This is a genomic window from Roseateles sp. GW821-FHT09B06 (genome assembly GCF_059418245.1).
On record NZ_JBWKPM010000019.1, the window covers coordinates 1 to 26,216 of the forward strand.

Below are 26,216 nucleotides of genomic sequence, written 5' to 3' on the forward strand. Positions count from 1 at the left end.
GCGAGATGGTGGCGCTGATCTCCCCGGGGCCGATCCGGTTCGGCGCCGCTCAGGACAGCTCGGTCGACGGATCCTGCAGTTCGTCGCCGGCGGCTGGCCGGAGGCGGGGCGGACTTCGATACTGACCCCATCGACACCGCCATCCGCGCTGTCAGCAACGCCCCCCGGAGCCCGCCATGAACTTCACCCTGATCCAAGCCGCCGCCGCCGTCATCTTCGCCGTGGCCACCCCGCTGATCGCGCAGGCCGCGCCGAAGCTCGAGCAGCTGCCTCGCGTCGTGATCACCGGCAAGGCCCAGCAGCCGGCCGCGCAGCAGGTGGTGGTGCAGCTGCCGCGCGTGGTGATCGAGGGCCGCAGCAGCACGCAGATGGCGCTGAACACCACCGCCAAGCAGGCCGCGCGGCGCGGCTGAGGTGATGGGCATGAGCCGGTACGGCTCGGCCCCGCGGGTGCCGGTGCGCAGGGATAGCCGAGGCTGGCGAGGCGGTCACCGCGCGTCGGTCTTCACAAGCGCATGAGGCCCACCGGATGAGGGTGAGCCTCCGCAACGGCATCAATTCGCGGAGGCACCCGCTTCGGGCATCGCGGCGGCCCTGGCTTGGCGCGGCTTGCGTGTCGTGACCTTCTTGGCGGCCACCGGCTTCGGCTTTTTCGCCGCCGCAGCCCCCTTTGCCGCAGGCTTCTTCGCTGCGGTTTTCGCGCCCACCTTGACGGGCTTGGCGGGCTTGGCGGCCGCGGCACTTTTGACCGCCGGCTTCTTGCGGACGGCTTTCTTGGCGGGTGCGGTCTTGGCAGGCTTGCCAACCAGGAATTCCTCCAGCGCCTGGCCGGCCGCCAAGGCCTGACGCAGCCAGTCCGGGCGCTTGCCCATGCCGCCCCAGGTATTGCCGGTGCCATCCGCATATTTGGCCTTGGCCGACTTACGGGGTTTCTTGCCCATGCTGCGGCGCGGACCTGCGGCAGCGAACAGTTGCTCCGGCGTCAGGCCGTATTCGGCGATTTCCTTCCTGATCCGATCGATGATTCCCGTCTGGATTTCCGCGGCCTGTTGTTGCAGTCGTTCGATCTGACCCATGATGCGGGAGAAGGGCTTCGCCATTGTGTGCGCTCCTGTTAATTGATCTTGACACACCCTGCGGCCATGCCGCGTCCAGCACCATAACACCTGCGCCATGCTCGAAGCACTTACTCGCGATCAAGGCGACTTAGTTATCTCCGCGACTTAGGGTTTGCAAACAGCGTCGTTAGATTCGAGTTTGCGCCACAAGCAGTTCGCCCGAACACAGGCATCGGTTCTGTCGAGCAGCTCGATAAGCACGCTGTTCGCCGAAGGCAAACCCTGCAATGGCGCAGCAGAAACCGCGCCAGCAAGTTTCTCGCAGGCATCCGTCGATCAAGCCACGGGTCTTGCCGGCACCGCCCCGCCACCGCTGCGCTGACTCAGCAGGAAGTCCACAAAGGTCCGCACGCGCAGCGGCACGAAACGCAGCTGGGGATAGAGCAGGTTGTAGGGCCGCGAGCATCCGCCAAAGGGCGCCATTAGTTCCACCAGCCGGCCCTCGCGCAGGTCCTGCTCGACGACGAAGCGGTAGGCCTGGAACACCCCGGCGCCATGGCGGGCCAAGGTGACACCGGCCAGCACATCGTCCGAGCAGGCATAACCACCCGCGGTCGGCCACTCGGTGTCATGCCCCTGCTGCCGGAACAGCCAGGGAATGGTGCGGCCGCTGCTGGGCAGTTCGAACTGGATGCAGTCGTGGGCGCTCAGTTCCTCGGGTGTCTGCGGCACGCCGTAGCGGCGCAGGTAGTCGGGCGAGGCCACCACGACGAGATCGGCGTCCTCCAGGTGCCGCGCGATCAGGGTGGAGTCGCCCGGCGCGCGCACGCGCACCGCCAGGTCGTAACCCTCGGCGGCGAAATCGATGTTGCGGTTGCTGACATGCACCTCGACCCGGATGTCGGGGTAGCGCGCACGGAACGCGGGCAGCAGGGGCAGCAGCCGGTAATGGCCATAGGTGGTCGGCGCGCTGATGCGCAGCAGACCGCTGGGCGTCGCCTGTTGGCCGCTGGCCTCGCGTTCGGCCTCGATCAGCTGGCTCAGCGCCTGGCGGCACTGCTCGTAATAGGCCTGGCCGGCCTCGCTGAGGCGGATCTGCCGCGTGGTCCGCAAGAACAGGCGCACGCCCAGGCGCTCCTCCAGGCGCGCCACCGAGCGGCTGACCGCCGCCGGCGTCACCCCCGCTGCGGTCGCCGCGGCCGTGAAGCCGCCCCGCTCCGCCGCGATGCAGAACAGCTCGATGCTTCCGAGCATCAGATCGTCAAATTGGCGGTTCAAACGTACACCGTGTAATAACTCAATTGGCCGAGATCGTATTTATTACCCGCAGGTAAGTAAATAGAGTTGGGTTCAACAGAGGCCGGGGCCAGGAGCCGGGCCTTGTTCCGACCTCAACCTCGCATCGGAGCCCTCCATGGACAATCAGCAAGCACACCGCACGGTCGTCATCACCGGCGCCTCCAGCGGCATCGGCCTGGCCTTGGCCGAGGCCTTTCTCCGGGAAGGCGACCGGGTCGTCGGCAATGCGCGCAGCGAGGCGCGCCTGCAGCAGGCGGCGGCGCAACTGGGCCAGCCGGAGCGCTTTCACGGCGTGGCCGGCGACATCGGCGAACCGGCCACCGCCACGCGCCTGATCGAAAGCGCCGTGGCGCGCTTCGGCCGGATCGACGTGCTGATCAACAACGCCGGCATCTTCACCCCCCGCCCCTTCGTGGACTACACGGTCGAGGAGCTGAACGATCTGGTCGACACCAACCTGAAGGGCTTCTTCTTCGCGGCCCAGGCCGCCAGCCGGCAGTTGATCCGGCAGCAGTCGGGCGGCTACATCATCAACATCAGCGCCAGCGTGGCCCTGCAGCCCAACGCGGCGGTGCCCGCGCTGCTGCCGGTCCTGGTCAAGGGCGGCATCAACAGCGCCACGCGCGCGCTGGCCCTGGAACTGGCACCGCACAACATCAAGGTCAGCACGGTGGCGCCCGGCATCATCGACACGCCGCTGCACAACCCCGACATCCGCGAATTCCTGAAGACGCTGCAGCCCAGCGGCCGCATCGGCCATACCTCGGACATCACCGATGCCGTGCTCTACCTGAGCCGCGCCGGCTTCACCACCGGCGTCGTGCTGCCCGTCGATGGCGGCATGAGCGCGGGCAAGTGGTGAGCCTGGCCCGGCCGGCATGCACGGCCGGACTCACCGACCGGGGAGCCCGGATCATGATCGACCGCGAACAACTGCTGGACCTGCTGCAGCGCTATTTCGACGGCCTGTACCGCGGCAACGCGGAGCTGCTGCGCAGCGTGTTCCACCCCCAGGCCCGCCTGTGCGGCGAGGTCGGGGGCCAGGTCTTGCTGCGCGATATGGAGTCCTATCTCCAGATCGTCGCATCGCGCCGCAGCCCCATGCAGGACGGCGAGGCGCAAAGGATGACGGTGCAGGCCTTGCAGATCCACGGCGCTATCGCCCTGGCGACCGTGCGCTGCGACATGCTCGGCTTCAACTACCTCAACCAGCTCAGCCTGCTCAAGCAGGACGGGCAATGGTCCATCGTCAACAAGCTCTACACCCACGTCGGTCATGACGCCATCGAACGTCGGCTTTGACCCGGTCCACAAGAAGACACGCAGGGAGATCTTGCTCGGGGAGATGAATCATGTGGTGCCGTGGTCCGCGTTGGTCGGGATCATTCAGCCACGCGTGCGAGGCGCCCATGAGCGCGGACGAGCTCGACGCACGCCTGAGCGCCGCCATCCCGGTGGCGGCCCCCTGAGGGGCGGGGCCTCCAACCGCGCCCCGGCCGTCGAGCGCGATGGGTGGGGCGCCTTCGCCTCCTTCGCGCGCGCGGCGCACCCGGTCGCTCCCAAGGCCCCGACCGCATCCCCGGGCCTGTCACGAATGGATCGGGAAGCATGCGCCGATTGCATTGCCCGACAACATGAACGACCATCGCGGCATCAAACATCGGGGCGCCTGAGACGGCGCATAGGGAGACGATGTGGATGGAGCGAGCCTGGCCCGTGATGGTGGCCCGAGGTCCGTGCCTGTCGAGCAGGCGCCGGATGACGGGCTGGCGTTTCTACTGAATCAACCGGCGGGCGCGGGCGAGCGGCGTCGCGTCGGCATCGTCATGCTGGTCTGCGCCGCGGTCTTTGTCGCGCTGGCCCCGTTCGCCACCCGGAAGCTGGCGCCGCTCCCGGCCTTCATTCCGATCTACGAATCCGCGCTGGTCGTCACCGACCTGATCACGGCCGTCCTGCTGTTCGGCCAGTACCGCATCCTTCGCCTGCAAGCCCTGCTGGTGCTGGGTTGCGGCTATCTGTTCACGGCCGTCATGGCCAGCGCCCATGCGCTGACCTTTCCGGGCCTGTTCAGCGCGACGGGCCTGCTGGGCGCGGGCCCGCAAAGCACGGCCTGGCTCTACATGCTGTGGCACAGCGGCTTTCCCTTGTTCGTGCTGGGCTATGTGCTGCTGAAGAAACCGCGAGCGGCGGCCGTGCCGGCCTGGGCATGGCCCGCGGCCACGCTGCTGCTGTGTACCGCGCTGATCCTGCTGGCGACCGCGGGGCAGGCGCTGCTGCCGTCCATCATGATCGGCAACGCCTACTCGCCGGCGATGCGCGTCACGGTGGGCAGCGTCTGGATGTTCAGCCTGCTGGCCTTGGCAGCGCTGTGGCGCCAGCGCCCCTGGACCATCCTCGATCTCTGGCTGATGGTGGTCAGCGTGGTCTGGCTGTTCGACATCGCGCTGTCCGCCCTGCTCAATGCCGGACGCTACGACCTGGGGTTCTACGCCGGCCGCATCTTCGGCCTGCTGGCCTGCTCCCTCGTGCTGATGGAGTTGCTGCTGGAGAACAGCCTGCTGTATGCGCGGCTGTTCCAGGCCTACGAGTCCGATCGCCTTCAGAGCGCGGCGCTGGCGACGGCCAGGGACGAGGCCCAGGCCGCCAGCGCCTCCAAGAGCCTGTTCCTGGCCAATATGAGCCACGAGATCCGCACGCCGATGAACGCGATCATCGGCCTGACCAACCTGACCCTGGAAACCCGCCTCGACGACAAGCAGCGCGACTACCTCGGCAAGGTGCAAACCTCGTCCAAGGCCTTGCTGGTCTTGCTCAATGACATCCTGGATTACTCGAAGATCGAAGCGGGTCGGGTCACCTTGGAGGCCGAGGAATTCAGCCCCGAGGAGATCATCGAAAACGTCGGCCAGCTGTTCTCCGCGCGCATCGAGGAGGCCGGCCTGGACCTGCTCTTCGAGATCGACGAGCAGATCCCCGAGCGCCTGCTCGGCGACGGGCTGAGACTGACTCAGGTGCTCAACAACCTGGTCGGCAACGCGATCAAGTTCACCTCGCGCGGCGAGATCGTGATCAGCGCCAGGCTGCAGTCCGCCGCCGCCGACGACGTGCGTCTGCTCATCGGCGTCCGCGACACGGGGATCGGCATGAGCCCGGAGCAAATCGATCGACTGTTCCAGGTGTTCACGCAGGCCGATGCGTCGATCTCGCGCCGCTATGGCGGCACCGGCCTGGGGCTGGCGATCTGCAAGCGCCTGGTCGAACTGATGGAGGGCCGGATCCAGGTGACAAGCACGCCGGGTCAGGGCTCCCATTTCTCCTTCAGCTGCGGCTTCCGCAGGGCCGGGCCCGGCATCGAGCGCATCGACCTGCACCGCCTTCGCGGCATGCGGACCTTGGTGCTGGATGCCCAGCCCACCGAGCGCCTGATACTGCAGCAGATCCTGCAGAGCTGGCGCTTCCAGGTCAGCGTGGCTTCGTTTGCCGACGAGGCGCTGTACAGGCTGCGCCAGGCCGAGGCGCAGCATCCCTACGAACTGCTGCTGCTCGACTGGAAGACGGCCGGTGCGGAGTTCCTGGCGCTGGCACAGCAGATCACCATGGAGCGCAGCGGCAAACCCTTGGCCGCGATCGCCCTGAGCAGCCTCCATGCCAGCGATCGCGTTGTCCAGGAGGTCTCGGGCCTGCCCGGTACGAGCATGCTGATCAAGCCGGTGACCCCGTCGAGGCTGTTCGATGCCGTCATGCATTTGCAGCATGGGACCAATCCGCGCCGGGCCTCATCGCCGAGCAGCGAGATGCAGGACCTGGCTGCGGCCATGGCCCCCTTGCATGGCGCGCGGGTGCTGCTGGTGGAGGACAACCCCGTCAATCAGCAGGTGGCCTGCGCCTTCCTCGAGATGGTGCGGCTGCAGGTGACGGTGGCCAACAACGGCGTGGAGGCCGTCGACCTGCTGAAGAGCGACGAGTTCGACGTCGTGCTGATGGACATGCAGATGCCGGAGCTGGATGGGCTCAGCGCCACGCGACTGATCCGCACCTTGCCCGGCCTGGCTCAACTGCCCATCATCGCCATGACCGCCGGAGCGATGGAGCGCGACGAACAGGACTGCCTGGCCGCCGGCATGAATGTCCATGTCAGCAAGCCGATCGACCCCAAGCAGCTCGTCGCGACCCTGCTGACCTGGGTCGCTCCGCGACGCGGGGATGAGCCGCTCGACGCGCAGGCTTGAGGCCCGCGACAAGTGCGGAGCGCCGCCAAGGGCCAGCTAGGCGCTCAAGGCCTTGTAGATCAGCAGTGATGCGTGCGCATCGTTGGCCGCGTACTGCAGCTGCTGCGGACTGAGCCTCGGACTGGCCCAGTTGGAGGTGGTGGCCTTCCTGGACTTCGGCAGGCGTTGTCCGAGCACAATCGCCACCGCGGCCTTCAGTCCCACGGCTTGCTTGAAGCCAAGCCGGCGGACCATGTGCGACAGGTCGATCGACTTGCCAAGCCGCAGGCCGAGCTTGCTATAGAGCTGAGGCCGGTCCGACGCCAGCCCGAATCCGACCTTGACGATCTCCTCGGACTCGACCATGGCCGCGAGAAAGGCGGCCACACCCGGGGTGGCGGTCTGGACGATGAAGGCATGCTCCAGCGTGGCGAACTGCACGACATCGGGTCCGGTCCGCGGCGCACCGGACACGAAGACGGGCTTGCTCTCGGTGTCGAATCCGACATGGCCCGCCAGGCGCAGCTCGCGCTCGGCGAACTCGAGCTGCGCGGCATTCCTGAGCACATGGATATGGCTGGGCGGCAAGGCCTGGTACGCGGGCAGGGCCGCAATCTGTTCGCTCGTGGGCCGCTCAAGCGCTTGGGGTCGATCCATCGCCGCAGTATGCCTGCGCCACCGCCGACCCCGGCGGGGCATCCCCCGCCCGTCTTCCATGCGGGGCCGCCCATCCTCCTTGCCGCCCCTGCGGGCGTCATCGCAGACGCCGAAAGCGCAACTCGTCAATCAGCGGCTCGGCGCCGGACTCGGCGACATGCTGGTGCAGGATTTCCACCTTGCCGCTCGCGGCCAGCGCGTGGAACTCCCGCGCCGCGCTGTCGAACACCAGCGGATGCTCAAGAGCGCAACCCGCGTGAGGCAGGTCGATGACGGCGCCCAGCTCCGAGTCCAGGAACATGGACATTGCGATCGAACTCATGGCTGATCTCCTACTGCATGACCTTGCACAAGCATTGCCGAAGCGCCCGGGCGGGCCGCGGTCGCTCCGGCCAAGCGGCGAGGGTGAGAGAGGGGGCTGCCGCAAGCTGCTCGAAGCTTATGTGGCGTTGCAGCAGGTTCATATTCAGGGTTTACCCGCTGTTTCTGGCTTAAACGGCCGCCGCATGACGGAGGTCATTTGCCTGCCATATTGCGGCGCTAGATTCGCGCATTTCTGACCGAGCGCTCTTGTGCTTGGCCGGATTGCTTTCCTGCCGCCAGCCGCCACAGGCATTCCTCCCATCTCTGGCGCCGACAAGCCATCGAGTTGCGGAGCAGCAGCGGGAGCAACGAAGCAACCAGCCCACCCAGAACCATGCCCGACGCCTCCGGATACCTGCACGACTGTCGCCCTCGCTTCCGACAGCCCAGCGCTGCCGATATGTGCATCAACGTGCCGTCGGTATCCACGGATCACAACAACGACGATGTCATGGAGGTGTTTGCCAAGCACCGCGACCTGGCCAGCCTCCCGGTCGTCGACGGCGGGCAGGCCGTCGGCCTGATCAACCGCAGCATCTTCCTCTCGCAAATGAGCAAGCCCTTTCACAGGGAGCTCTACAACCGCAAGAGCTGCATCGCCTTCATGGACAAGGAGCCGCTGGTCGTCGACGCCGGCATGGGGATCGAGGAACTGACCTTCAAGACGGTGGAGTACGGCGAGAAGGCGCTCTCCGACGGCTTCATCATCACCCGTGACGGCCTGTTCGCCGGGGTGGGGCACGGGCTGCAGCTGATGCGGGTGGTGGCCGAGATGCAGGCCGCGCGCAACCGCCAGATCATGCACAGCATCGAGTACGCCAGCGTCATCCAGCGCTCGATGCTGCGCACCTCGCGCGAGGCGCTGAGCCAGACCCGCCAGGACGCCGACCTGGTCTGGGAGCCCCGCGATGTCGTCGGCGGCGACTTCTACCAGTTCATGGCCATGAGCGATGGCTGGTTCGCCACCGTGGCCGACTGCACCGGCCATGGCGTGCCCGGCGCCTTCATGACCTTGATCGCCTCGATCACGCTGAGCAAAGCCATCGAGCAGCATGGCCCGCGCGATCCGGCCGGCCTGCTGTCCAGCGTCAACCGAAGCATCAAGCAGATGCTGGGCCAGCTCGATGGGCAAGACGAGACGCCCGGCTCGGACGATGGCATGGACGCCGCCTGCTTCTGGTTTGACACGGCGTCGCGCGAGCTTTGCTTTGCTGGCGCCAAGACCGCACTCTTCGTGCTGCACCCCGGCCAGTCCGGCGTTGAAATGGTGGACGGCGAACGCAAGGGCGTCGGCTATGTGGACAGCGAGCTCGACTTCGCCTGGCAAAACCGCAAGGTGGCGCTGCAGCCCGGCAGCCTGGTCTTCGTCACCACGGACGGCCTCATCGATCAGATCGGCGGGCCCAAGGCCATCGCCTTCGGCAAGCGCCGCGTCCGGGACGTCATCCTGGCCCACCGCGACCTGCCGGCGGCCGCGCTGAATCGTGCCATGCAGCGGGAGCTGCAAGCCTGGCAGGACATCCATCACCGCCGCGACGATCTGACCTTTTTCTGCTTTCGCGCCTAGGAGTTCCCCGCCATGTCGTCCACTCCCATTGTTCATGAGTACGGGGCATTCCTCGAGCTGGCCCGGCAGAATCGGGTGATCTTCTACTACGTGGGCTACTTCTCCCAGAACATCGTCGCGGCCATGGCCGAGGCCGTGAAGCTGCAGCTGGAGATCAGCGGTGCCAAGGGCCCCACCCGCCGCAAGCTCTTCTCCTCCTTCGTCGAGATGGCGCAGAACATCATCCACTACTCGGCCGACGCGCTGACCCCGCTCAGTCACGACGACCGGGAGCTGCGCCACGGATCCGTCTGCATCAGCGAACGCGATGGGCAATACCTGCTGATGTGCGCCAACCCGATCGAGGCCGCACGGGCGGAGGACCTGCGCCACAAGCTCGAGCAGCTGCGCAGCATGACGCTGGACGAGATCAAGCAGGCCTACAAGGACACGCTGCGCGCCGAGGCGCCCGAAGGCAGCAAGGGTGCGGGCATGGGCTTTCTGACCATGGCGCGCGACGCGAGCGAGCCGCTGGACTTCGAGTTCCAGCCCTTGCAAGACGTCCAGGGCACCGCCGTGTTCTATCTGAAGGCCTCCATCTGAGCGCCACACCGAAAACAGAACAACGCAGAACAACGATGGAAAACCTGCACATCGCCCCGACCCCCAGCTCGCCCGAGGTCGACTTCAAGTTCGATCGGCACCTGCTCAGCCTGCGCGGCGAGTCCTATCCGGAGAATGCCGCGGCCTTCTACAGCGACATCATCAAGCAGCTCCGCGCCTATCTGGCCGGATGTGCCGGACAGCAGATCACGGTCAATATCGCCCTGGCCTACTTCAACAGCTCCAGCACCAAGATGCTGTTCAACATCATCGAGGCCTTCAACGAGGCCGTGGTGGCCGGCAACGAGGTGTCCATCCACTGGTTCCACGACGAGGACGACGACACCATCCTCGAATTCGGCCAGGAACTCAGCGACGATTTCCCCGACATCGCCTTTGTCAACCAGCCCGTCAAATCGGCCTGAGCGCCTCTCCCGACCGCCTCGATGTCCCCACCCGACCTCTTCCACCTCGAGAACCTGGCGCTCGCGGCCGCGCGGGCCGTCCATGACGATGCGGGGGCCGGCCCGCAGCAGCAGCGCGAAGCCCTGGGCGAACTGATCTCCGCCTACGAGCGCCTGCTGCGGGAGACGCGTCGCCTGGTGCGCCGCAGCGATCGGGAAGAGCTGGAGATGAATCAGCTCAACCAGCGCCTGCATGAACTGGCGGCGGAGCTGGAGTACCGCGCCACCCATGATTCGCTGACGGGCGTGCTGAACCGGGCCGCCGTCATCGAGCGCGCCGACCGCATGCTCACGGCCAGCAGCCTGGCGCTGATCGTGCTGGACATCGATCACTTCAAGGGCGTGAACGACAGCTTTGGGCATCCGGCAGGCGACCAGGTGATCTGCGGCGTCGTCGCCTGCCTGAGAGCGGTCGTTCCCGAGCAGGCCGAGGTGGGCCGCGTCGGAGGCGAGGAGTTCACCGTCCTGCTGCCGGGCCACTCGAGCGAACATGCCCTGCTGCTGGCCGAGCGCCTGCGGGAGGCGCTGGCGAAGCACTCGTTCCAGCTGCCCGATCGGCGCGCCGTGACGGCCAGCTTCGGCGTCAGCTGGCTGCCCATGAGCAGCAGCTTCGATATCGCCTATCGGCGGGCCGACGATGCGCTCTATGCGGCCAAGCGTGCGGGGCGCAACCGCGTGGTCGGCGCGGATCAGCTGCGGGATTGAAGGGCGGCCCAACTCCCGGGGGGCATGCGCGCGATGCGCGGCGACCGGCGGTTCCGTCACCTTTCGTGAGCTCGGGGCATGACGCATTTCACGCTCCGGCATGACTTGCGCAGGACTGTCACGCGGCTGTTACCGCACCCTCAAAAAATGACAATATCGGGCAGCACGGCCGGGGAGCCTGCGGCCCGATGACCGTCCGGCGCCTCCATGCCCGTGATCGCCCTTTCAACACGATTTTTCATGCTCGCCCCCATCGACCCGAGGTCAGGCCCGATCCGTCTGCAGACCGTTCGGACCGCGCCCGCACCCTGCGGGGCTTCCGGCGACGCGCACGCCACCACCATCACGCCATGCGCCCGAGCTTCCCGCATTTCCGCATAGGCCCGCGCCTGCGCCTGGCCTTCGCCGCCCTGCTGGGCCTGCAGCTCCTGCTCGCGGCGCTGACCGTGAAGCGCCTGAACGAGCTGTCCGACGCCTTCACCCGGCTTGTGGTCGAACAGAACGAGACCCGCGAGATTGTTGACGAGGTCGGCGCGAATGCCGAGGATGCGGCCCGCAAGCTGCTGATCCTGATCGGCGCGCCGCGGGAGCAGCGCCTCTTGGCCTACGCCGAGATTGATGTCGCCAACAGGCATTTGGATGCGGCCATGGCCCTGCTCGATCAGCGGCTGCCCGTCGGCGAGAGACGCCAGGCCCTGTTCAACGTCGAGCAGCGCTTGAAGCGCTACCGCGAACGCTACGCCGTCAACGTGGCGCTGATTGAAGCCGATCGGCCCGAGGTCGCGCGCGGCATGCTGGGTGCCGAGACCGAGGAGGCGCTGAGCCTGTTGATGGAGTCGATACGCCAGCTGGCCGGCGCCGAACAGCTGAGCGCCATCCAGCAGGCCGAGGCCCTGCGCTCGCACATCTCACGGGACAGCCATGCCGTCGTGCTGCTGTGCCTCGGTGCACTGAGCCTCGGCGGGCTGCTGGCCACCTGGGTCACGCGCAGCATCGTGCGCCCGCTGCTGCGCGCCCAGACCGGTGCCGGCCGCTTCGCCCAGGGCCAGTACGGACATCGCATCGCCGTCGACAGCCAGGACGAGGTCGCGCAGGTCTCGCGCGCGCTGAATTCGATGGCCGAGGCCATCGGCGATCGCGAGCACCAACTCGTCCGCATGGCCCACACGGACATCCTGACCGGCCTGCCGGAACGCGACCGATTCATCACCGAGGGCAATGCGCTGCTGAGCGGACTGTCCGACGAGTTTCCGATCGCCGTCCAGCTGTGCCTGGACGTCGACCGGCTCAAGATCGTCAACAGCGTGCTGGGCTTCGATGCCGGCGATGCGGTGCTGGTGGGCGCGGCCGGCAAGCTGAGCTCGCTGTTCGGCCAGCGCGCCTGTTTCGGGCGTCTGGCCGGCGGCACCTTTGCCGTGCTGGTGCCGCTGCGCACGGCGGCCGAAGCCGGCGACGCGGCGGACCAGATACAGGAGGCCGTCGAGCACAAGCTCAGCTGGCAGGGGCAGATGCTTGATCTGTCGGTCTCCGTGGGCATGGCCCTGTTCCCCGAACATGCGCGGGATACCGAGGTGCTGCTGCGCCGCGCCGAGCAGGCCATGTTCGAGGCCAAGCGCCAACGCCAGCCGGTGGCACTCTACAACCCCAACCTCGAAGCGTCGCGGCAGCTCCACCTGAGCCTGCTGTCCGATCTGCAGGACGCGATCACGAGCGGCCAGCTGCGGCAGTTCCTGCAGCCGAAGATGTCCGCCTCGACCGGCGAGCTGATGGGCGTCGAGGCGCTGGTGCGATGGCAGCACCCCACACGCGGCTGGCTGGCGCCCGGAGAGTTCGTGCCCTTCGCCGAGGACACGGGCCGGATCCGCCAGGTCACCCGCTGGATGCTGGAGCGCGCGGTACTCACCTTGGCCGACTGGCAGGCGCGCGGGATCGCCATCCCGATCGCGGTGAATGTCTCAACCCTGGACCTGCAGGATGAAACCCTGACCGAGCGCGTCGCGCGGCTGCTGTCCGACGCCCGGATTCCCGCCCACCTGCTGCAACTGGAACTGACCGAGACCGGCCTGATGGCCAGCGGCTCCGACCCGATCAAGGTCCTGCATTCCCTGCACGGGCTGGGCGTGGGGCTGTCGATCGACGACTTCGGCACGGGGCAGTCTTCGCTGGCCTATCTGCAGCGCCTGCCCGTCGACGAACTCAAGATCGACCGGAGCTTTGTCGACGGCGTCAATGCGGATGCGCGGCGCCAGGATCTGCTGGCGTCCATCGTCACCCTCGGCCACAGCCTCGGACTGACGGTCACGGCAGAGGGCGTGGAGAACGAGGCCGAGCTCGCCGTGCTGCGGCAGGCGGGTTGCGACCTCGTGCAAGGCTATCTGCTGGCCAAGCCCATGGCGGTTGCGTCGTTCGAGCTCTGGCGCCGGTCATACAAGGTCGGCGGCAGCGTCGGCGCGTGAGCGGCCGAGGCTGACGGGGCTGGCGGGGCCATGTCGATGGCGCCCCGCCATCCGCCGCGGCCCAGGGCATCCGCAATGCCGCACCGCGCGGGCTCAGTCCGTAAGCTCCACGCTCAGGGTCCCGTCGCGCGACCAGGTCGCGGCCTCCTTGCGCAGCAGTTGCACGGTCCGCATGTGCCGATCGGCCCAGCCGCGCGGCAAGGCCACCCGCACCGTGCGGCCGCTGGCGCTCAGCCGGGGCGTCCCGGGCATCATCTCGGCGCCGCGCCCGTCGCAGCAGATCACGGCCATCCGCAGGCACAGCAGCTGCGCGGCAAAGGCGTCGTCGTTCAGGGCCGCCCCCAGCTTGCGCAGCCCGCCGCGCTGCCCCAGCACCAGATGCCCGAGCCGGCGCTGCTGGTCCTGGCCGAGCCCGGCCACGCTCGCATGGCTCAGCAGATAGGCGCTGTGCCGATGATGGTCGCGCAGCGACACCAGCCGGCCGGCCTCGTGCAATGCGGCGGCCCCGGCCAGCTCGCGACTCGCCGAGGCCGAGGCATCCGGCCGCAACTGGCCGTGCAGCATCAGCGCCGCGGCGGCCACCCGCTTCGACTGCTCGAGGTCGACCTTGAAGCGCCGCTGCAGGACCCGCACCGCGGCCACCTCGCCGCCCGCCACGGGGGCGCCGGCACCGGCCGGTTCGCGCTCATGCAGATCGACAATCACGCCCTGGCGCAGCGCCCCCCTGGCCGGGTGCAGGCTGCGAATATCGCAATGCACGGCCAGGGTATAGAGGATGGCCAGTCCGCCGGGCAGCAGCGCGCGGCGTTGCGCCTTCAGCCCGGGCAGGCTCAGCCGCTCCACCCGGCCCGCCGCGATGCAGCGCTCGATCAGCCAGCGCAGGCCCGCCGGCGTCAGTGCACCGTCGGTGATGCCATTGGCGCGCAGGACGGCCGAGAGCATGCCGGCCGTGCCCGAGGCTCCCAGGGCCTCCTCCCAACGCGCGGCGGCGAAGGGGGCCAGCGCCTCCCCGAGCAGATCGCCGACCGCCAACTGGGCCGCGCGGAAGCCCGCGGCGCTCATGCGGCCCTCCGGGAAGAACTGCTGCGACAGGCTGGCGCTGCCGACGCGGAAGGACGCCGTCGCGGCGGGCGTTCGCTCCTGCCCCAGGATCATTTCGGTGGAGCGTCCGCCGATGTCGATCACCAGACGGCGGCGCGCCGACGGCTGCAGGAAGGCGACGCCGGCATAGATCAGCCGCGCCTCCTCATGGCCCGAGATGACCTCCACGGGCAGGCCCAGCGTGGCCTCGGCCCGGTGCAGGAATTCAGCGCGGTTGCGCGCGTCGCGCAGGGTCTGGGTGGCGACCACGCGCACCCGCGCCGGTCGCAGTTCGGCCAGCTCCGCCGAGAACTCGCGCAGGCAGCGCAGGCCGCGGTCGGCCGCCTCGCGCGACAACAGGCCCCGGGAGTCCAATCCTGCGCCCAGGCCCACCATCTCCTTGCGGCAATGCTGCCGCCGATACCTGCCGTGCAGCACCTGGCCCAGCTCCAGCCGGAAGCTGTTGGAGCCCAGATCGATGGCTGCCAGCGAGGCGGGGGACGAGCGCATGGGGTCGGACATGTCGGCGAGGCGGCGCTACGGAAATTGTGTAAACTGAATATACGGTTTACATATGAAAGAAAAATGACATGAACTCTCCCGCCGCAGACCTGAGCTCGAACGGCGCGACGCCCTCGGTGGCCAAGCCCGCCGACAAGCCCGTCAGCCAACCCATCCCCAAGCCCACCGCACGCCGCGCGACCGCGGCGCGCAAGACCGGCAGCAAGCCGGCCGCCGCCTCCAAGGTCGCCGCCCGAGTCCCCGCCAAGGCCCCTGCCAAGGCCCCCGCCAAAGTCCCCGTCAAGGCGCCCGTCAAGCCCTCCCTCAAGGCCGCTGCGGCCAAGCCGGCCAAGATCAAGCTGGTGCGCGACAGCTTCACGATGCCCTCCGACGAATACGCGGTGCTCGGCGAACTGAAGCAGCGCGCCCTGTCCTTTTCCCATCCGGTCAAGAAGAGCGAGCTGCTGCGTGCGGGCATCAAGCTGCTGGCCGGCCTGAGCAATGCCGCCTTTCAGCAGGCGCTGAAGAACGTGCCGACCATCAAGACCGGCCGCCCCAAGTCCAAGAAGGGCGAGTAAGCCGAGCAAGGCCGGAGCCGGGCGCGCGCCGCGCCCGGCCTGTCACCGCGGCTTCATCTGGCCGACCTAGACTGGCGGCTTCACCGACGAAGCCATGACAGCCTGTCCGTGCGGCGCCACCTCGCTCTCCTGTCTCTGCTATCCCTGCTGGCGCTGCTGAGCGCCTGCTCCCCGCGCCATCTGCTGCTCAACCGGATGGCCGATGAACTGGCCGCCCAGGGGCAGGCCCAGGAAGACGACCTCGTGCTGGCCCGCGAGGCCGGCGCCTTCTATCTGAAATTCTCCGAGTCGCTGCTGCGCCAGACGCCCGGCCATGTGGCGCTGAGCGAGGCCGTGGCGAGCGGGTTCACGCAATACGCTTTCGCGTTCGTGGCCTTCGAGGCCGAGCGCCTGGAAGGCCGCGACGCGGCCGCGGCCCTGCGCCTGCGCCAGCGCGCCGCGCGCCTGTACCTGCGCGCGCACCGGCACGCGATGAACGCCCTGGAACAGCGCCATCCCGGCTTTGCCCGTTCCCTTGCCGATGGCGCCGTGCCGCCACGCCTGGACGGCGACCAGATCGGCCTGGCCTATTGGGCGGCCGCCTCCTGGGGCGCCCATATCTCGCTGTCCAAGGACCTGCCCGATGTCGTGGCCGACCTGCCGCTGGCCGTGCGCCTGGCCCGCCTGGCCTGGGAGCGCGAGCCCGGTCATGGCGAAGGCGCGCTGGCCGGCCTGATGGGCACGTTCGAGGCCTCCCGCCCCGGAGGCAGCCGGCGCGAGGCCGAGCGCTTCTTCGACCAGGCCGAGGCCTTCGGCGCGGGCCGCAATGCCGGCGTCTACGTGGCGCGCGCCGAGGCCCTGGCGGACGGCGACCGCCCCGCCTTCGAGCGCCTGCTGCAGCAGGCCCTGCGGGCCGGCAGGGCACGCCCGGACCTCGCCAACCAGCTGATGCGCGAGCGCGCCCAATGGCTGCTGGACAGCGCCGACGACCGTTTCTGAGCCCCTCCCCTGTTCACCGGATCCCCATGATCAAGACCCGCTTGTCCCGCCGGCTCGGCCTGGCCCTGTTGATCGGCCTCGGCCTGAGCCCCCTGGTCCGGGCCCAGACCGTGCAGCTGCGCATCGGTACCGTGGTGCCCAGGAACTCGCTCTACCACCAGCAGCTGATGGAACTGGGCGAGTCCTGGCGCGCCGCGCAGGGCGCCAACGCCAAGTTCGTCGTGTTCACCGACGGCAGCCAGGGCGGCGAGGCCGAGCTGGCGCGGCGCATGCGCATCGGCCAGCTGCAGGGCGCGCTGATGTCGGTCGTGGGGCTGCGCGAGATCGAGCCCAGCATCGCCGCGCTGCAGAACCTGCCGCTGCTGTTCCGCAGCTGGGACGAGGTCGACCATGTGCGCGAGAAGCTACGCCCCGCGATGGAGAAGCGCTTCCTGGAGCGCGGCTTCGTCGTGCTGGGCTGGGGCGACGCCGGCTGGGTGCGCTTCTTCTCCAAGGAGGCCGCCTTCCGGCCCGAGGACTTCAAGCGCATGAAGTTCTTCGCCTGGGGCTCGGAGCCCGAGCAGCAGGCCATCATGAAGAGCCTGGGCTACACGCCGGTGCCGCTGGAGACGGCCGACGTGCTGCCCTCGCTGCAGACCGGCATGATCAATGTCGTGCCCGCCACGCCCTATTTCGCGCTGGCCAGCCAGGTCTACGGCACGGCCTCGAACATGCTGGACATCAACTGGGCCCCGATCGTCGGCGCCCTGGTGGTCAGCAAGAAGGCCTGGGACGAGATGTCGCCCGCGGCCCAGCAGGCGCTGCGCCTGGCCGGCGACAGGGCCGGCCTGCAGATGCGCGCCAAGGCGCGCCAGGAGGTCGACGAGGCGGTGGCCGCGATGAAGAAGCGCGGCCTGAGCGTCAACACGCCCAGCCCCGAGCAATGGCGCGAATGGACGGAGCTGGCCGAGAAGCTCTACCCGCGCATCCGCGGCAGCATGGTGCCGGCCGAAACCTTCGACGAGGTCTTTCTGCACCTGAAGGCCTACCGCGCCGCGCGGGGCAAGTGAGGGTGGCGCCGCTCGCCCTGCTGGCGCGCCTGGACAATCTGCCGGGCGTGCTGGCGCTGGCCCTGATGCTGGCCCTGCCGCTGTTGGAGATGGCGGCCCGCCCGCTGCTGGGCCGCGGCGTGGAGAACGCCGCGGTGCTGGTGCAGCACCTGGGCCTGGTGCTGGCCATGTTCGGCGCCATCGCGGCCGAGCGCCGCGGCCATCTCAGCAGTCTGGGCAGCAGCCTCGACCATCTCGGCAGCGCCGCGACCCAGGCCCGCGTGCGCGCCTTCGCCAAGGGCGGCGCGGCCCTGCTGTGCGGCATGCTGGCGCGCGCCGGCTGGCAGCTGGTGGAGGCCGAACGCCTGGGCGGCCAGCCGCTAGCCTATGGGCTGCCCATCTGGTGGGTGCAGTTGAGCCTGCCGCTGGGCTTCGCGCTGCTGGGCCTGCGGCTGGGCACCCAGGCCGCGCGGCCGCTGCCGCTGCGGGCCCTGGCCGCCCTGCTGCTGCCGTTGGCCGGCTGGCTGGCCGCCACCTACGGCGAGGGTCGGGTCTTGCCGCTGGCCCCGGCCCTGCTCCTGCTGCTGGCCCTGCTGCTGACGGGTGCGCCGGTGTTCGCCGCGCTGGGCGGCCTGGCGCTGGCATTGTTCTGGAGCGAGGGGCTGCCGCTGGCCTCGATCGCGCTCTCGCATTACCAGATCACGGTCAATCCCTCGCTGCCGGCCCTGCCCCTGTTCACGCTGGCCGGTCTGGTGTTCGCCCGCACTGGCGCCGCCACGCGACTGGGTGAGCTGTTCGTGCAGCTGTTCGGCGGCGGACAGCGCGGCACGGTGCTGGCCGCGGCGCTGCTGTGCTCGGCCTTCACCGCCTTCACCGGCGGCAGCGGCGTCACGATCCTGGCGCTGGGCGGTCTGCTGCTGCCCCTGCTGAGCCGGGCCGGCTATCCCGAGCAGCGCGGCATCGGGATGGTGACCAGCGCCAGCGCGCTGGGCGTGCTGCTGGCGCCCTCGGTGCCGCTGATCATGTACGCGGTGATCGCGCGCGTGCCGATCGAGGCCATGTTCCTGGCCGGGCTGCTGCCGGCCGCCGTGATGGTGGCCTGCCTGCTGCTGCTGGGCGGTTTCCTGCGGCGCACCGGCGGCCGCGCGGCCGGGCCCGCCGCGCCGCCCGATCCGCGCCGCGCCATGGCCGCTGCCTGGACCGCCAAATGGGAGATCGCGGCTCCGCTGGTGGCCATCGGCGCCCTGGTCAGCGGCCTGGCCACGCCCACCGAGAGCGCCGCACTGACCGCCGCCTACGCCCTGTTCACCCAGGGCCTGGTGCACCGCGAGCTGGGCTGGCGGCTGCTGGCGCGCTGCCTGGCCGAATGCGCCCAGGTGATCGGCGGCGTGATGCTGATCCTGGGCATGGCCCTGGCGCTGACCAACTTCATGGTCGACGCCGGCATTCCCGAGCGGGCGGTGGACTGGGTGCAGGCCGCGATCCCCGACAGGCATCTGTTCCTGCTGGCGCTATGCGCCTTCCTGTTCGTCGCCGCCGCGCTGATGGAGATCTTCGCGGCCATCGCGGTGCTGGTGCCCCTGCTGCTGCCGCTGGCGCACAGCTACGGCCTGGACCCCCTGCACTTCGGCATCATCTTCCTGGCCGCGATGGAGGCCGGCTTCCTCTGCCCGCCGGCCGGCATGAACATCTATTTCGCGTCGGCCATGTTCGGCAAGCCGATCCGCTATGTGGCGCGCTCCGTGCTGCCGGCGCTGCTAGCGATCTTCGCCGGTACCCTGATCATCGCCCTGTGGCCGCCGCTGTCGACCGGCCTGCCGGCGCTGTTGCGGCATTAGGCCAGGGCTGGCCCTCAGTTCTCGATCACGACCGGAGGACCGAGCCGGTAGCGGGCGATCACATCCAGGTCCGGTTCGAGTCCCAGGCCGGGCCCGGGCGGCACCGACAGGCGTCCCTCGCGAGCGCGCACCGCGTCGTGATAGGGGCTGGCCTCCAGATCGCCGAAGAAGAGCTCGAAGGCGACGTCCGGCGCGAAGGCAGCGGCGAGGTGAAGCGAGGCCAGGAAGCCCGGGCCGAAGTAGAAGCAATGCGGCACATAGTCGACGCCATGCGTACGCGCCAGGATCGCGGCCTGGGCCACCGCGTCGATGCCGCCGAACTTGATGACGCTGGGCTGGCAGATGTCGACCGCCCCCGCCCGCAGCATCGCGGCCATTTCCTGCACGGAGGCCACGTTCTCTCCGGCGGCAATGGGGAGCGTCGTCGCGGCGCGCACGCGCGCCAAACCGGCGTAGTCCTCCGGGGGCCACACCGGTTCCTCCAGCCAGGCCAGGCGCAGCGCCTCGAGCGCGCGAGCGCTTGCAATCGACTCCGACACGCTCCACGGGCAGTTGGTGTCAAGCGCGAGCCACACCGCCTCGCCACAGGCGGCGCGGGCCGCACGCACCGTGTCCAGCCGCACCTCGTGCAGCTTGAGGTGGCGAAACCCCTGTGCCAGGGCGCGCTCGATGGCCGCCGTGACCAGCTCCGGCTCCGCGTAGCGCAGCAGGCTGGCATAGGCGGTCAGCTCGCGCGGCGCAGCGCCCAGCAGCGCCGCGATCGGCAGCGACGCCAGCTTGCCCGCGATGTCCCACAAGGCGATCTCGATGGCGGAAAGCGCATAGGCCACCGGGCCGGTTCGACCATGGATATGGAAACGGTGCCCCATCTCCAGCATCAATCCCGATCTGTCGCCGACATCGCGCCCGATGAACGCGGGGCCGACCAGCGTCGCCAGGGCCGCACTGGTGGTCGGGCAGGCGACATGCCCCCAGCCCTCCCCCCAGCCCTCGACGCCCGCGTCGGTGCAAACGCGCACGAACAGGGAATCGACCGAGGTCCAGCTCATCCCGGCAAAGGCCTTCGGCGCCGCCCCCATGTCGAAGGGCACACGGATGAGGTGGATCTCGATGCGGGTGATCTTCATGGCCGCGTCTCCTCGATGCTGTCCGAGGCCGATGCTGACCGGCTTTGGGCCGTCGAGCAACTCGCTCCCGGAGATCGGTAGGGCCAATAAGGCCTCCAAGGCCTACGCCGGCGGGCCGCCCCTGCGCGACGCGGCCCCCGGACGGCCCGGCGGCCCCGCAGGCCCTCATGTCACTCTCACATCACTCGAGACGGCCGATCTTCTGGACGGCCTCGGTCATCGCCTTCGCATCCTGCTGCCAGTAGGCGGCAAAGGCCGGCGCATCCAGGTACTCGATCGGACTGCCCGCGCGCAGCACGGTCTGCTGCACGCCGGCGTCCGCGGCGACCCGGCGCAATGCCTCGCGCAGCTGGCGCTCCGTGCCCTCGGGCGTGCCGGCCGGCACGAACACGCCCGACCATTGCGCGAACTGCACCTTCCAGCCCTTTTGCTGCAGGCTCGGCAGCTCCGGCAGCGTGACCAGCGGCTTGTCGCCCCAATGCGCCAGCGCGCGCAGCTTGCCGGCCTTGATGTGCTGCAGCACCGTCGACGGACCGGTCGCGAGCGCGTCGACCTGGCCGCCGAGCAGCGCGGTGACGGCCGGGCCGGCGCCGGTAAAGGGAATATGGGTCATGTGGAAGCCGGCCGCGTTCTTGAACGTCTCCATCGGCACATGCATGGTGCCGTAATTGCCGGAGCTGCCGTAGTTGTAGGCCCCGGGCCTGCGCTTGGCATCGGCCACGAACTCCTCCACCGTGCGCCAGGGCGCATCGCCGCGCACCACCAGCACCGTGGGATCGGCAGTGAGGCGCGCCAGCGGCAGGAACTGCGCCAGCTGATATTGCGGCTTGCGCGCAAGCACCTTGTCGGCCTCGGGCAGGATGGAGATCGAGCTGAGGCTGAGCAGCAGGGTATAGCCATCGGCCGGCGCGCGCGCCGCCTGGCCGATGCCCAGGGCGCCGCCGGCACCGCCCTTGTTCTCGATCACGACCGGCTGCCTCAGCTCCCGGCTCAGGGCCTCGGCCACCGGCCGGGCCACGGTGTCGGCCACGCCGCCGGGCGGGAAGGGCACGATCATCGTGATCGGCCGCTCGGGGTACTGGGCCTGCGCGGCCAGCACGCAGGCAAGGGCCGCCAGCGCGGCCGCGAATCGCTTCGCTCGCATGCTTGGTCTCCTGATGTTTTTCTGTTCGAGGGGGTCAGGCCACGCGGTTCTCGAGCGCGCCCAGGCCGTCGATCTCGACGCGCACGCGGTCGCCGCTGCGCAGCCAGCGCGGCGGCGTGAGGCCCATGCCCACGCCCGCCGGCGTGCCGGTGGCGATGATGTCGCCCGGGTAGAGCGTGATGCCGCGCGAGATCGTCTCGATCAGCGTGGGGATGTCGAAGATCATCTGCTCGGTGGGCCCGTCCTGGCGCAGCTCGTCGTTGACCCAGCAGCGCACGCGGGTGTGCAGGCCGTCGAAGGCATCGGCCGTGACGATCCAGGGCCCCATCGGGCAGAAGGTGTCGAAGGACTTGCCCAGGTCCCATTGCGCGTGGCGCATCTGCACGTCGCGCGCGGTGACGTCGTTGACGATGGTGTAGCCGAACACATGGGCCATCGCGTCGGCCCGCGCTATGTTCTTGCCGCCGCGGCCGATCACCACGGCCAGCTCGGCCTCGTAGTCGATCTGCTCGGTGATCTGCGCGCCGGGCAGGCGGATCTCGTCCCGCGGGCCCACCACGCATTCGGGCACCTTGGTGAACACGATGGGCCATTGGTCCACCGGCTTGTTGTCGTCCTTGAACACCGAGCCCTTCAGCTCGGCGGCATGGGCGTGGTAGTTGCGGCCCACGCAGAACAGATTGCGGCGCGGCCGCGGCAGCGGCGCCAGCAGGCGCAGCGAGGCGATGGGCAGCGGCGCGCCGTCGCGCTCGGGCAGGGGCTCGCCACGGCCGAGGCGTTCCACCAGGGGCAGCACGCCGAGTGCGGCCTCGGCGTCGCCGAGCGCCAGCGGCGCGACGGATTGGAGGTCATCGGCAACAAGGCCGACACGTTGGCGACCGCGGTCTTCAAAGCAGGCAAGGCGCATGGCAGGAGGCTGGGTGAAGTCGATTCGAGCCTGCATGCTAGGCCCGCGACCGATGCTCAGGAAGAACCAATCTGCAACCAATTCACCCGGTAATGATTCGAGTTTTCCCTAGCCAATGGCGCTGATTGGTCGCAATTGATCACGATTGGTTAGCATGCCCACCATGCCCGCCAAACGATCCACCGCGCAAGCCGACAGCACCCACCCGAACGCCGGCGGTGCCGCGTTTCGCCTGCGCGAGGCGCTGCTCGCGCAGCTTCACAACGGCCGGTTGCGCCCCGGCGACCGGCTGCCGACCGAGCGCGCGCTGTGCGCCGAATACGCCCTCGGCCGCTCGACGGTCCGGCGCGTGCTCGGCGAGCTGAAGGACCTGTCGCTGATCACGCAGACGGTCGGCAGCGGCACCTATGTCGCCGAGCGCGCGGCCGCGGCCCTGGCCGGCTTGGCGGCCGACAACCCGGCGGCCATGACCAGTCCGACCGAGCTGATGGAAGCGCGGATGACCTTCGAGCCGGCGATCATCGACATGGTGATCCGGCGCGCGACGCCGGCCGATCTGCAGCGCATGGAGCATTGCTGCGCGCGGGCCGAGGCGGCCACCACGCTGGAGGAGTTCGAGCATTGGGACGGCCAGCTGCACGAGGTGATCGCCGATGCCGCGCACAACAATTTCGTCTCGAGCGTGTTCCGTTTGATGAACCATGTGCGCTCGCAGGGCGACTGGGGCGCGCTCAAGCGCAGGACGGTCACGCCCGAGCGCCGCCTGGCCTACCAGGGCGAGCACCGTGCCCTGGTGGCCGCGCTCAAGGACCGCGACGTCGCGCGCGCCGTGCAGGCGGCACGCGAGCACCTGACGCATGTGCGGCGCAACCTGCTGGGCTATTGATGCCGGCGGCGCAGGCGGCGTCAGTAGGTCTCCAGCTGCAGGCGGCCCTCGCGCCTCAGCCCGGCACCGATGCCGTCCCAGTCCAGCCCCGCCTGCTGGGCGATGTCGCGCAGGGCCATCACCACACCCTCCTCCATCGACTTCAGGCCACAGACGTAGAAATGCGCCTGAGGATCCTGCAGCAGCGCAGCCAGGTCGGCGGCCCGCTCGCGCATCAGGTCCTGCACATAGCGTTTGGGCCGATTCGCAATCCTGCTGAAGGCCAGATTGATATCGATGAAATCCTTGGGCAGCTTTTGCAGGGGGCCAAAGTAAGGCAGTTCCTGGGGGGTGCGCGAACCGAAGAACAACATCAACCTGCCGCCTTCGAACTTGCCGGACGCGCGCAGGCGTCGCCGCCACTCGGTCATCGCCCGCATCGGCGCCGAGCCGGTGCCGGTGCAGATCATCACGATGTGGCTGCGCGGGTGGTTGGGCATCAGGAAGCTGCTGCCGAACGGGCCGATGACCTGCACCTTCGCGCCGATCGCGAGATCGCACATATAGTTGCTGGCCACGCCGCGCACGGGCCTGCCCTCATGGTCCTCCAGCACGCGCTTGATGGTCAGCGACAGATTGTTGTAGCCGGGCCGCTCGCCGTTGCGCGGACTGGCGATCGAGTATTGCCGCGGGTGGTGCGGCCGCCCCTGGGCATCCGCGCCGGGCGGGATGATGCCGATGCTCTGCCCCTCGAGGACCGGAAACGGCATGCCGCCGAAGTCCAGCACGATATGGTGCGTGTCGTAATCGGTGCCGACCCCGGTCACCCGCACATTGCCGACCACGGTGGCAGCGACGCATTTCTCCGCGGCCTTGGGGCCATAGAGATTGCTGTAGGCATGGGCGGCCGACCAGGGCGGCACGCTGGCACCGTATTGCGCGACCTTGAGCGCGCCGCCGGCCCGGTCCGGCTGCGTGCCAGCGGCCAGCATCGCGGGCGCCGGCCCGGGCACCCCCGCCGCGCCGAGCTGCTCAGCGCTCAGTTCGTCGGGCAGCATGTCCCAGCCCAGCTGGGCCTCGACGCTGTAGGCCAGGGCCTTGGGCATGGTGCGCCAGTTGTCGATGCTGCCCGTGGGGCATGGCGGCACGCAGTCCATGCACAGATTGCACCTCGCGGCGTCGACAACATAGTTGCGCGAGTCGTGCGTGATCGCCCCCACCGGGCAGCTGGCCTCGCAGGTATTGCAGCGGATGCAGATCTCGGGATCGATCAGGTGCTGCTTGATGAGGATCGCTTCCTTCATGTCCATGCAGCGTCTCCTTGTTCGCGGGGCGGCCCGAAGTGCCGCCCTCGGGCCGGGCTCAGTTGAAACGGACGTACTCGAAGTCCACCGGCTGGCGGTTGATGCCCATCACCGGCGGCGCGATCCAGTTCGCAAACCTGCCCGGCTCGACCACGCGGCCCATCAGGCTGGCCACGAAGGCGCGGTCCTCGTCGGTGGGCAGCCACTCGCCCTTCCTGGCCTGCCATTCGCCCTCGCCGACCACGCGCCCATCGGGCGACATCTTGATGCCGGCCAGCGCGCCGATATTGCGGTGGAAGGCCTTGTGCGGCACGACCAGGCGGGTCGGGATGCCAGCCTTCTCGATCACCTTGTTCCAGCGGCCGACGCCGGCCACCGAGTCCCTGATGAAGTCGTCGCGCAGCACCTCGTTCAGCGCATTGAGCATCGGCACCTCCTTCTCGACCAACTGGCCGTTCGCGACCTCCAACACCTTGTAGCTCTGACCCTTCAGGAGGTGGTCGTCGTCACGCTTGCCTTCCTCGTAGCGCCCTTTCAGGCCGGCGCTGTAGAAGGTGGCGGCATTGCTGCTCTGGTCGGCGCCGAACAGATCGATGGTGACGCTGTAGTGGAAGTTCAGATAGCGCTGCAAGGTCGGCAGGTCGATCACGCCGGCGGCGCGCAGCCTGCCCACGTCGTCGGTCTTCAGCTCGCTCATCACCTGGCAGGTGCGCTGCACCACGCGCGAGACGCCGCTCTCGCCGACGAACATGTGGTGCGCCTCCTCGGTCAGCATGAACTTGGTCGTGCGGGCCAGCGGGTCGAAGGCACTCTCGGCCAGGGCCGAGAGCTGGAACTTGCCATCGCGATCGGTGAAGTAGGTGAACATGAAGAAGGCCAGCCAGTCCGGCGTGGCCTCGTTGAAGGCCCCGAGGATGCGCGGATTGTTCTCGTCACCCGAGCGGCGGTCCAGCAGCGCCTCGGCCTCCTCGCGGCCGTCGCGGCCGAAGTGGCGGTGCAGCAGGTAGACCATGGCCCACAGATGGCGACCTTCCTCGACATTGATCTGGAACAGATTGCGCAGGTCATACATCGACGGCGCGGTCAGGCCCAGGTGGCGCTGCTGCTCGACCGAGGCCGGCTCGGTGTCGCCCTGCGTGACGATGATGCGGCGCAGATTCGCGCGGTGCTCGCCGGGCACGTCGGTCCAGGCCTTCTCGCCCTTGTGGTCGCCGAAGTGGATCTCGCGATCGGCATTGCCGGGATTCAGGAAGATGCCCCAGCGATAGTCGCGCATCCTGACATGGCCGAACTGGGCCCAGCCCTGCGGGTCGACGCTGATCGCGGTGCGCAGGTAGACCTCGTGGTCGGTCGAGCCCTCCGGGCCGACATCGTCCCACCAGTTGATGAAGTTGGGCTGCCACTGCTCGAGCGCACGCTGCAGCGTGCGGTCCTCGGACAGGTTGACGTTGTTGGGTATTTTTTCGCTGTAGTTGATCGTGGACATGCGCAGGTCTCCGTGACTTTC

General features: G+C 68.7%; 24 protein-coding genes. 14 read left to right on the plus strand and 10 right to left on the minus strand.

The features are described 5' to 3' along the window. Nucleotides 1-176: 176 nt before the first annotated feature. On the plus strand, nt 177-413 hold the full coding sequence (locus tag AC07OQ_RS16240) for a hypothetical protein (protein WP_495054164.1): 237 nt from the start codon (nt 177-179) through the stop codon (nt 411-413). 141 nt (nt 414-554) lie between these two features. On the opposite strand, the gene AC07OQ_RS16245 is transcribed toward AC07OQ_RS16240, so the two are convergent. Beyond that, nucleotides 555-1,100 carry an H-NS histone family protein gene (locus tag AC07OQ_RS16245; protein WP_495054165.1) on the minus strand — a complete coding sequence of 182 codons (546 nt, stop codon included), beginning with the start codon at nt 1,098-1,100 and terminating at the stop codon, nt 555-557. 294 nt (nt 1,101-1,394) lie between these two features. Further along, nucleotides 1,395-2,336: a substrate binding domain-containing protein gene (locus AC07OQ_RS16250; protein WP_495054166.1), complete on the minus strand. Its 942-nt coding sequence runs from the start codon at nt 2,334-2,336 to the stop codon at nt 1,395-1,397. A 136-nt stretch (nt 2,337-2,472) separates the two neighbouring features. Between AC07OQ_RS16250 and AC07OQ_RS16255 the strand changes: the two genes are divergently transcribed. From AC07OQ_RS16255 to AC07OQ_RS16265, 3 genes are all read left to right on the plus strand, one after another. Further along, the gene (locus AC07OQ_RS16255; RefSeq protein WP_495054167.1) at nt 2,473-3,219 is read left to right on the plus strand and encodes an SDR family NAD(P)-dependent oxidoreductase; all 747 of its coding nucleotides are present in this window, start codon (nt 2,473-2,475) and stop codon (nt 3,217-3,219) included. A 53-nt stretch (nt 3,220-3,272) separates the two neighbouring features. Further along, nucleotides 3,273-3,659 (plus strand): nuclear transport factor 2 family protein, encoded by a 387-nt coding sequence (locus AC07OQ_RS16260; RefSeq protein ID WP_495054168.1) that lies wholly within the window; start codon nt 3,273-3,275, stop codon nt 3,657-3,659. A gap of 434 nt (nt 3,660-4,093) precedes the next feature. Next, entirely contained in the window at nt 4,094-6,586 is a 2,493-nt protein-coding gene (locus AC07OQ_RS16265; protein ID WP_495054169.1) for a response regulator, read from the plus strand. 36 nt (nt 6,587-6,622) lie between these two features. Here AC07OQ_RS16265 and AC07OQ_RS16270 read toward each other — a convergent pair whose 3' ends face one another. Both AC07OQ_RS16270 and AC07OQ_RS16275 read right to left on the minus strand, forming a co-directional pair. After that, the gene (locus AC07OQ_RS16270) at nt 6,623-7,222 is read right to left on the minus strand and encodes a 3'-5' exonuclease (protein WP_495054170.1); all 600 of its coding nucleotides are present in this window, start codon (nt 7,220-7,222) and stop codon (nt 6,623-6,625) included. Between the two features lie 97 nt (nt 7,223-7,319). Further along, nucleotides 7,320-7,544, minus strand: coding sequence for a hypothetical protein (locus AC07OQ_RS16275; RefSeq protein WP_495054171.1), 225 nt, complete (start codon nt 7,542-7,544; stop codon nt 7,320-7,322). 375 nt (nt 7,545-7,919) lie between these two features. On the opposite strand from AC07OQ_RS16275, the gene AC07OQ_RS16280 reads away from it, so the two are divergent. The 5 genes from AC07OQ_RS16280 (at nt 7,920) to AC07OQ_RS16300 (ending at nt 13,359) form a co-directional block, all read left to right on the plus strand. Next, nucleotides 7,920-9,152, plus strand: a complete 1,233-nt coding sequence (locus AC07OQ_RS16280; protein ID WP_495054172.1) for a SpoIIE family protein phosphatase — start codon at nt 7,920-7,922, stop codon at nt 9,150-9,152. A gap of 12 nt (nt 9,153-9,164) precedes the next feature. Next, nucleotides 9,165-9,734 carry a SiaB family protein kinase gene (locus AC07OQ_RS16285; protein ID WP_495054173.1) on the plus strand — a complete coding sequence of 190 codons (570 nt, stop codon included), beginning with the start codon at nt 9,165-9,167 and terminating at the stop codon, nt 9,732-9,734. Nucleotides 9,735-9,769: 35 nt separating this feature from the next. After that, a complete protein-coding gene (locus AC07OQ_RS16290; RefSeq protein WP_495054174.1) occupies nt 9,770-10,159 on the plus strand; it encodes a DUF1987 domain-containing protein in 390 nt (129 codons plus the stop codon). A 21-nt stretch (nt 10,160-10,180) separates the two neighbouring features. After that, nucleotides 10,181-10,903, plus strand: a complete 723-nt coding sequence (locus AC07OQ_RS16295) for a GGDEF domain-containing protein (protein ID WP_495054175.1) — start codon at nt 10,181-10,183, stop codon at nt 10,901-10,903. A gap of 350 nt (nt 10,904-11,253) precedes the next feature. Next, complete coding sequence (locus AC07OQ_RS16300) at nt 11,254-13,359, plus strand: putative bifunctional diguanylate cyclase/phosphodiesterase (protein WP_495054176.1); 2,106 nt, start codon at nt 11,254-11,256, stop codon at nt 13,357-13,359. A gap of 93 nt (nt 13,360-13,452) precedes the next feature. Here AC07OQ_RS16300 and AC07OQ_RS16305 read toward each other — a convergent pair whose 3' ends face one another. After that, nucleotides 13,453-14,961: a Ppx/GppA phosphatase family protein gene (locus AC07OQ_RS16305; protein ID WP_495054177.1), complete on the minus strand. Its 1,509-nt coding sequence runs from the start codon at nt 14,959-14,961 to the stop codon at nt 13,453-13,455. 68 nt (nt 14,962-15,029) lie between these two features. Between AC07OQ_RS16305 and AC07OQ_RS16310 the strand changes: the two genes are divergently transcribed. The 4 genes from AC07OQ_RS16310 to AC07OQ_RS16325 all read left to right on the plus strand — a co-directional run bounded on the left by AC07OQ_RS16310 (nt 15,030) and on the right by AC07OQ_RS16325 (nt 19,362). Then, a complete protein-coding gene (locus AC07OQ_RS16310) occupies nt 15,030-15,518 on the plus strand; it encodes a hypothetical protein (protein ID WP_495054178.1) in 489 nt (162 codons plus the stop codon). A gap of 108 nt (nt 15,519-15,626) precedes the next feature. Next, nucleotides 15,627-16,496, plus strand: coding sequence for a TRAP transporter TatT component family protein (locus AC07OQ_RS16315; RefSeq protein WP_495054179.1), 870 nt, complete (start codon nt 15,627-15,629; stop codon nt 16,494-16,496). Nucleotides 16,497-16,522: 26 nt separating this feature from the next. Next, nucleotides 16,523-17,545 carry a TRAP transporter substrate-binding protein gene (locus tag AC07OQ_RS16320; RefSeq protein ID WP_495054180.1) on the plus strand — a complete coding sequence of 341 codons (1,023 nt, stop codon included), beginning with the start codon at nt 16,523-16,525 and terminating at the stop codon, nt 17,543-17,545. A 2-nt stretch (nt 17,546-17,547) separates the two neighbouring features. After that, entirely contained in the window at nt 17,548-19,362 is a 1,815-nt protein-coding gene (locus AC07OQ_RS16325) for a TRAP transporter large permease subunit (RefSeq protein WP_495054181.1), read from the plus strand. Between the two features lie 14 nt (nt 19,363-19,376). On the opposite strand, the gene AC07OQ_RS16330 is transcribed toward AC07OQ_RS16325, so the two are convergent. From AC07OQ_RS16330 to AC07OQ_RS16340, 3 genes are all read right to left on the minus strand, one after another. Continuing rightward, nucleotides 19,377-20,489, minus strand: coding sequence for a mandelate racemase/muconate lactonizing enzyme family protein (locus AC07OQ_RS16330; protein ID WP_495054182.1), 1,113 nt, complete (start codon nt 20,487-20,489; stop codon nt 19,377-19,379). Nucleotides 20,490-20,670: 181 nt separating this feature from the next. Further along, nucleotides 20,671-21,633 (minus strand): tripartite tricarboxylate transporter substrate binding protein, encoded by a 963-nt coding sequence (locus AC07OQ_RS16335; protein WP_495054183.1) that lies wholly within the window; start codon nt 21,631-21,633, stop codon nt 20,671-20,673. A 34-nt stretch (nt 21,634-21,667) separates the two neighbouring features. Beyond that, nucleotides 21,668-22,540 carry a fumarylacetoacetate hydrolase family protein gene (locus AC07OQ_RS16340; protein WP_495054184.1) on the minus strand — a complete coding sequence of 291 codons (873 nt, stop codon included), beginning with the start codon at nt 22,538-22,540 and terminating at the stop codon, nt 21,668-21,670. Between the two features lie 163 nt (nt 22,541-22,703). Here AC07OQ_RS16340 and AC07OQ_RS16345 point away from each other — a divergent pair, with 163 nt between their 5' ends. Then, the gene (locus AC07OQ_RS16345) at nt 22,704-23,426 is read left to right on the plus strand and encodes a FadR/GntR family transcriptional regulator (protein WP_495054185.1); all 723 of its coding nucleotides are present in this window, start codon (nt 22,704-22,706) and stop codon (nt 23,424-23,426) included. Nucleotides 23,427-23,446: 20 nt separating this feature from the next. Here AC07OQ_RS16345 and boxA read toward each other — a convergent pair whose 3' ends face one another. After that, a complete protein-coding gene (gene boxA / locus AC07OQ_RS16350; RefSeq protein WP_495054186.1) occupies nt 23,447-24,715 on the minus strand; it encodes a benzoyl-CoA 2,3-epoxidase subunit BoxA in 1,269 nt (422 codons plus the stop codon). A gap of 52 nt (nt 24,716-24,767) precedes the next feature. Next, entirely contained in the window at nt 24,768-26,195 is a 1,428-nt protein-coding gene (gene boxB / locus AC07OQ_RS16355; protein WP_495054187.1) for a benzoyl-CoA 2,3-epoxidase subunit BoxB, read from the minus strand. Nucleotides 26,196-26,216: the final 21 nt, after the last annotated feature.

What these genes read in the sequence shown, in the direction of transcription:
- AC07OQ_RS16275 (WP_495054171.1), bottom strand. Translation starts at nt 7,544, where the DNA reads ATGAGTTCGATCGCAATGTCCATGTTCCTGGACTCGGAGCTGGGCGCC.
- AC07OQ_RS16240 (WP_495054164.1), top strand. Translation starts at nt 177, where the DNA reads ATGAACTTCACCCTGATCCAAGCCGCCGCCGCCGTCATCTTCGCCGTG.
- boxB (WP_495054187.1), bottom strand. Translation starts at nt 26,195, where the DNA reads ATGTCCACGATCAACTACAGCGAAAAAATACCCAACAACGTCAACCTG.
- AC07OQ_RS16300 (WP_495054176.1), top strand. Translation starts at nt 11,254, where the DNA reads ATGCGCCCGAGCTTCCCGCATTTCCGCATAGGCCCGCGCCTGCGCCTG.
- AC07OQ_RS16310 (WP_495054178.1), top strand. Translation starts at nt 15,030, where the DNA reads ATGAACTCTCCCGCCGCAGACCTGAGCTCGAACGGCGCGACGCCCTCG.
- AC07OQ_RS16285 (WP_495054173.1), top strand. Translation starts at nt 9,165, where the DNA reads ATGTCGTCCACTCCCATTGTTCATGAGTACGGGGCATTCCTCGAGCTG.
- AC07OQ_RS16245 (WP_495054165.1), bottom strand. Translation starts at nt 1,100, where the DNA reads ATGGCGAAGCCCTTCTCCCGCATCATGGGTCAGATCGAACGACTGCAA.
- AC07OQ_RS16340 (WP_495054184.1), bottom strand. Translation starts at nt 22,540, where the DNA reads ATGCGCCTTGCCTGCTTTGAAGACCGCGGTCGCCAACGTGTCGGCCTT.
- AC07OQ_RS16290 (WP_495054174.1), top strand. Translation starts at nt 9,770, where the DNA reads ATGGAAAACCTGCACATCGCCCCGACCCCCAGCTCGCCCGAGGTCGAC.
- AC07OQ_RS16295 (WP_495054175.1), top strand. Translation starts at nt 10,181, where the DNA reads ATGTCCCCACCCGACCTCTTCCACCTCGAGAACCTGGCGCTCGCGGCC.
- AC07OQ_RS16335 (WP_495054183.1), bottom strand. Translation starts at nt 21,633, where the DNA reads ATGCGAGCGAAGCGATTCGCGGCCGCGCTGGCGGCCCTTGCCTGCGTG.
- AC07OQ_RS16255 (WP_495054167.1), top strand. Translation starts at nt 2,473, where the DNA reads ATGGACAATCAGCAAGCACACCGCACGGTCGTCATCACCGGCGCCTCC.
- AC07OQ_RS16280 (WP_495054172.1), top strand. Translation starts at nt 7,920, where the DNA reads ATGCCCGACGCCTCCGGATACCTGCACGACTGTCGCCCTCGCTTCCGA.
- AC07OQ_RS16345 (WP_495054185.1), top strand. Translation starts at nt 22,704, where the DNA reads ATGCCCGCCAAACGATCCACCGCGCAAGCCGACAGCACCCACCCGAAC.
- boxA (WP_495054186.1), bottom strand. Translation starts at nt 24,715, where the DNA reads ATGGACATGAAGGAAGCGATCCTCATCAAGCAGCACCTGATCGATCCC.
- AC07OQ_RS16330 (WP_495054182.1), bottom strand. Translation starts at nt 20,489, where the DNA reads ATGAAGATCACCCGCATCGAGATCCACCTCATCCGTGTGCCCTTCGAC.
- AC07OQ_RS16320 (WP_495054180.1), top strand. Translation starts at nt 16,523, where the DNA reads ATGATCAAGACCCGCTTGTCCCGCCGGCTCGGCCTGGCCCTGTTGATC.
- AC07OQ_RS16270 (WP_495054170.1), bottom strand. Translation starts at nt 7,222, where the DNA reads ATGGATCGACCCCAAGCGCTTGAGCGGCCCACGAGCGAACAGATTGCG.
- AC07OQ_RS16305 (WP_495054177.1), bottom strand. Translation starts at nt 14,961, where the DNA reads ATGTCCGACCCCATGCGCTCGTCCCCCGCCTCGCTGGCAGCCATCGAT.
- AC07OQ_RS16260 (WP_495054168.1), top strand. Translation starts at nt 3,273, where the DNA reads ATGATCGACCGCGAACAACTGCTGGACCTGCTGCAGCGCTATTTCGAC.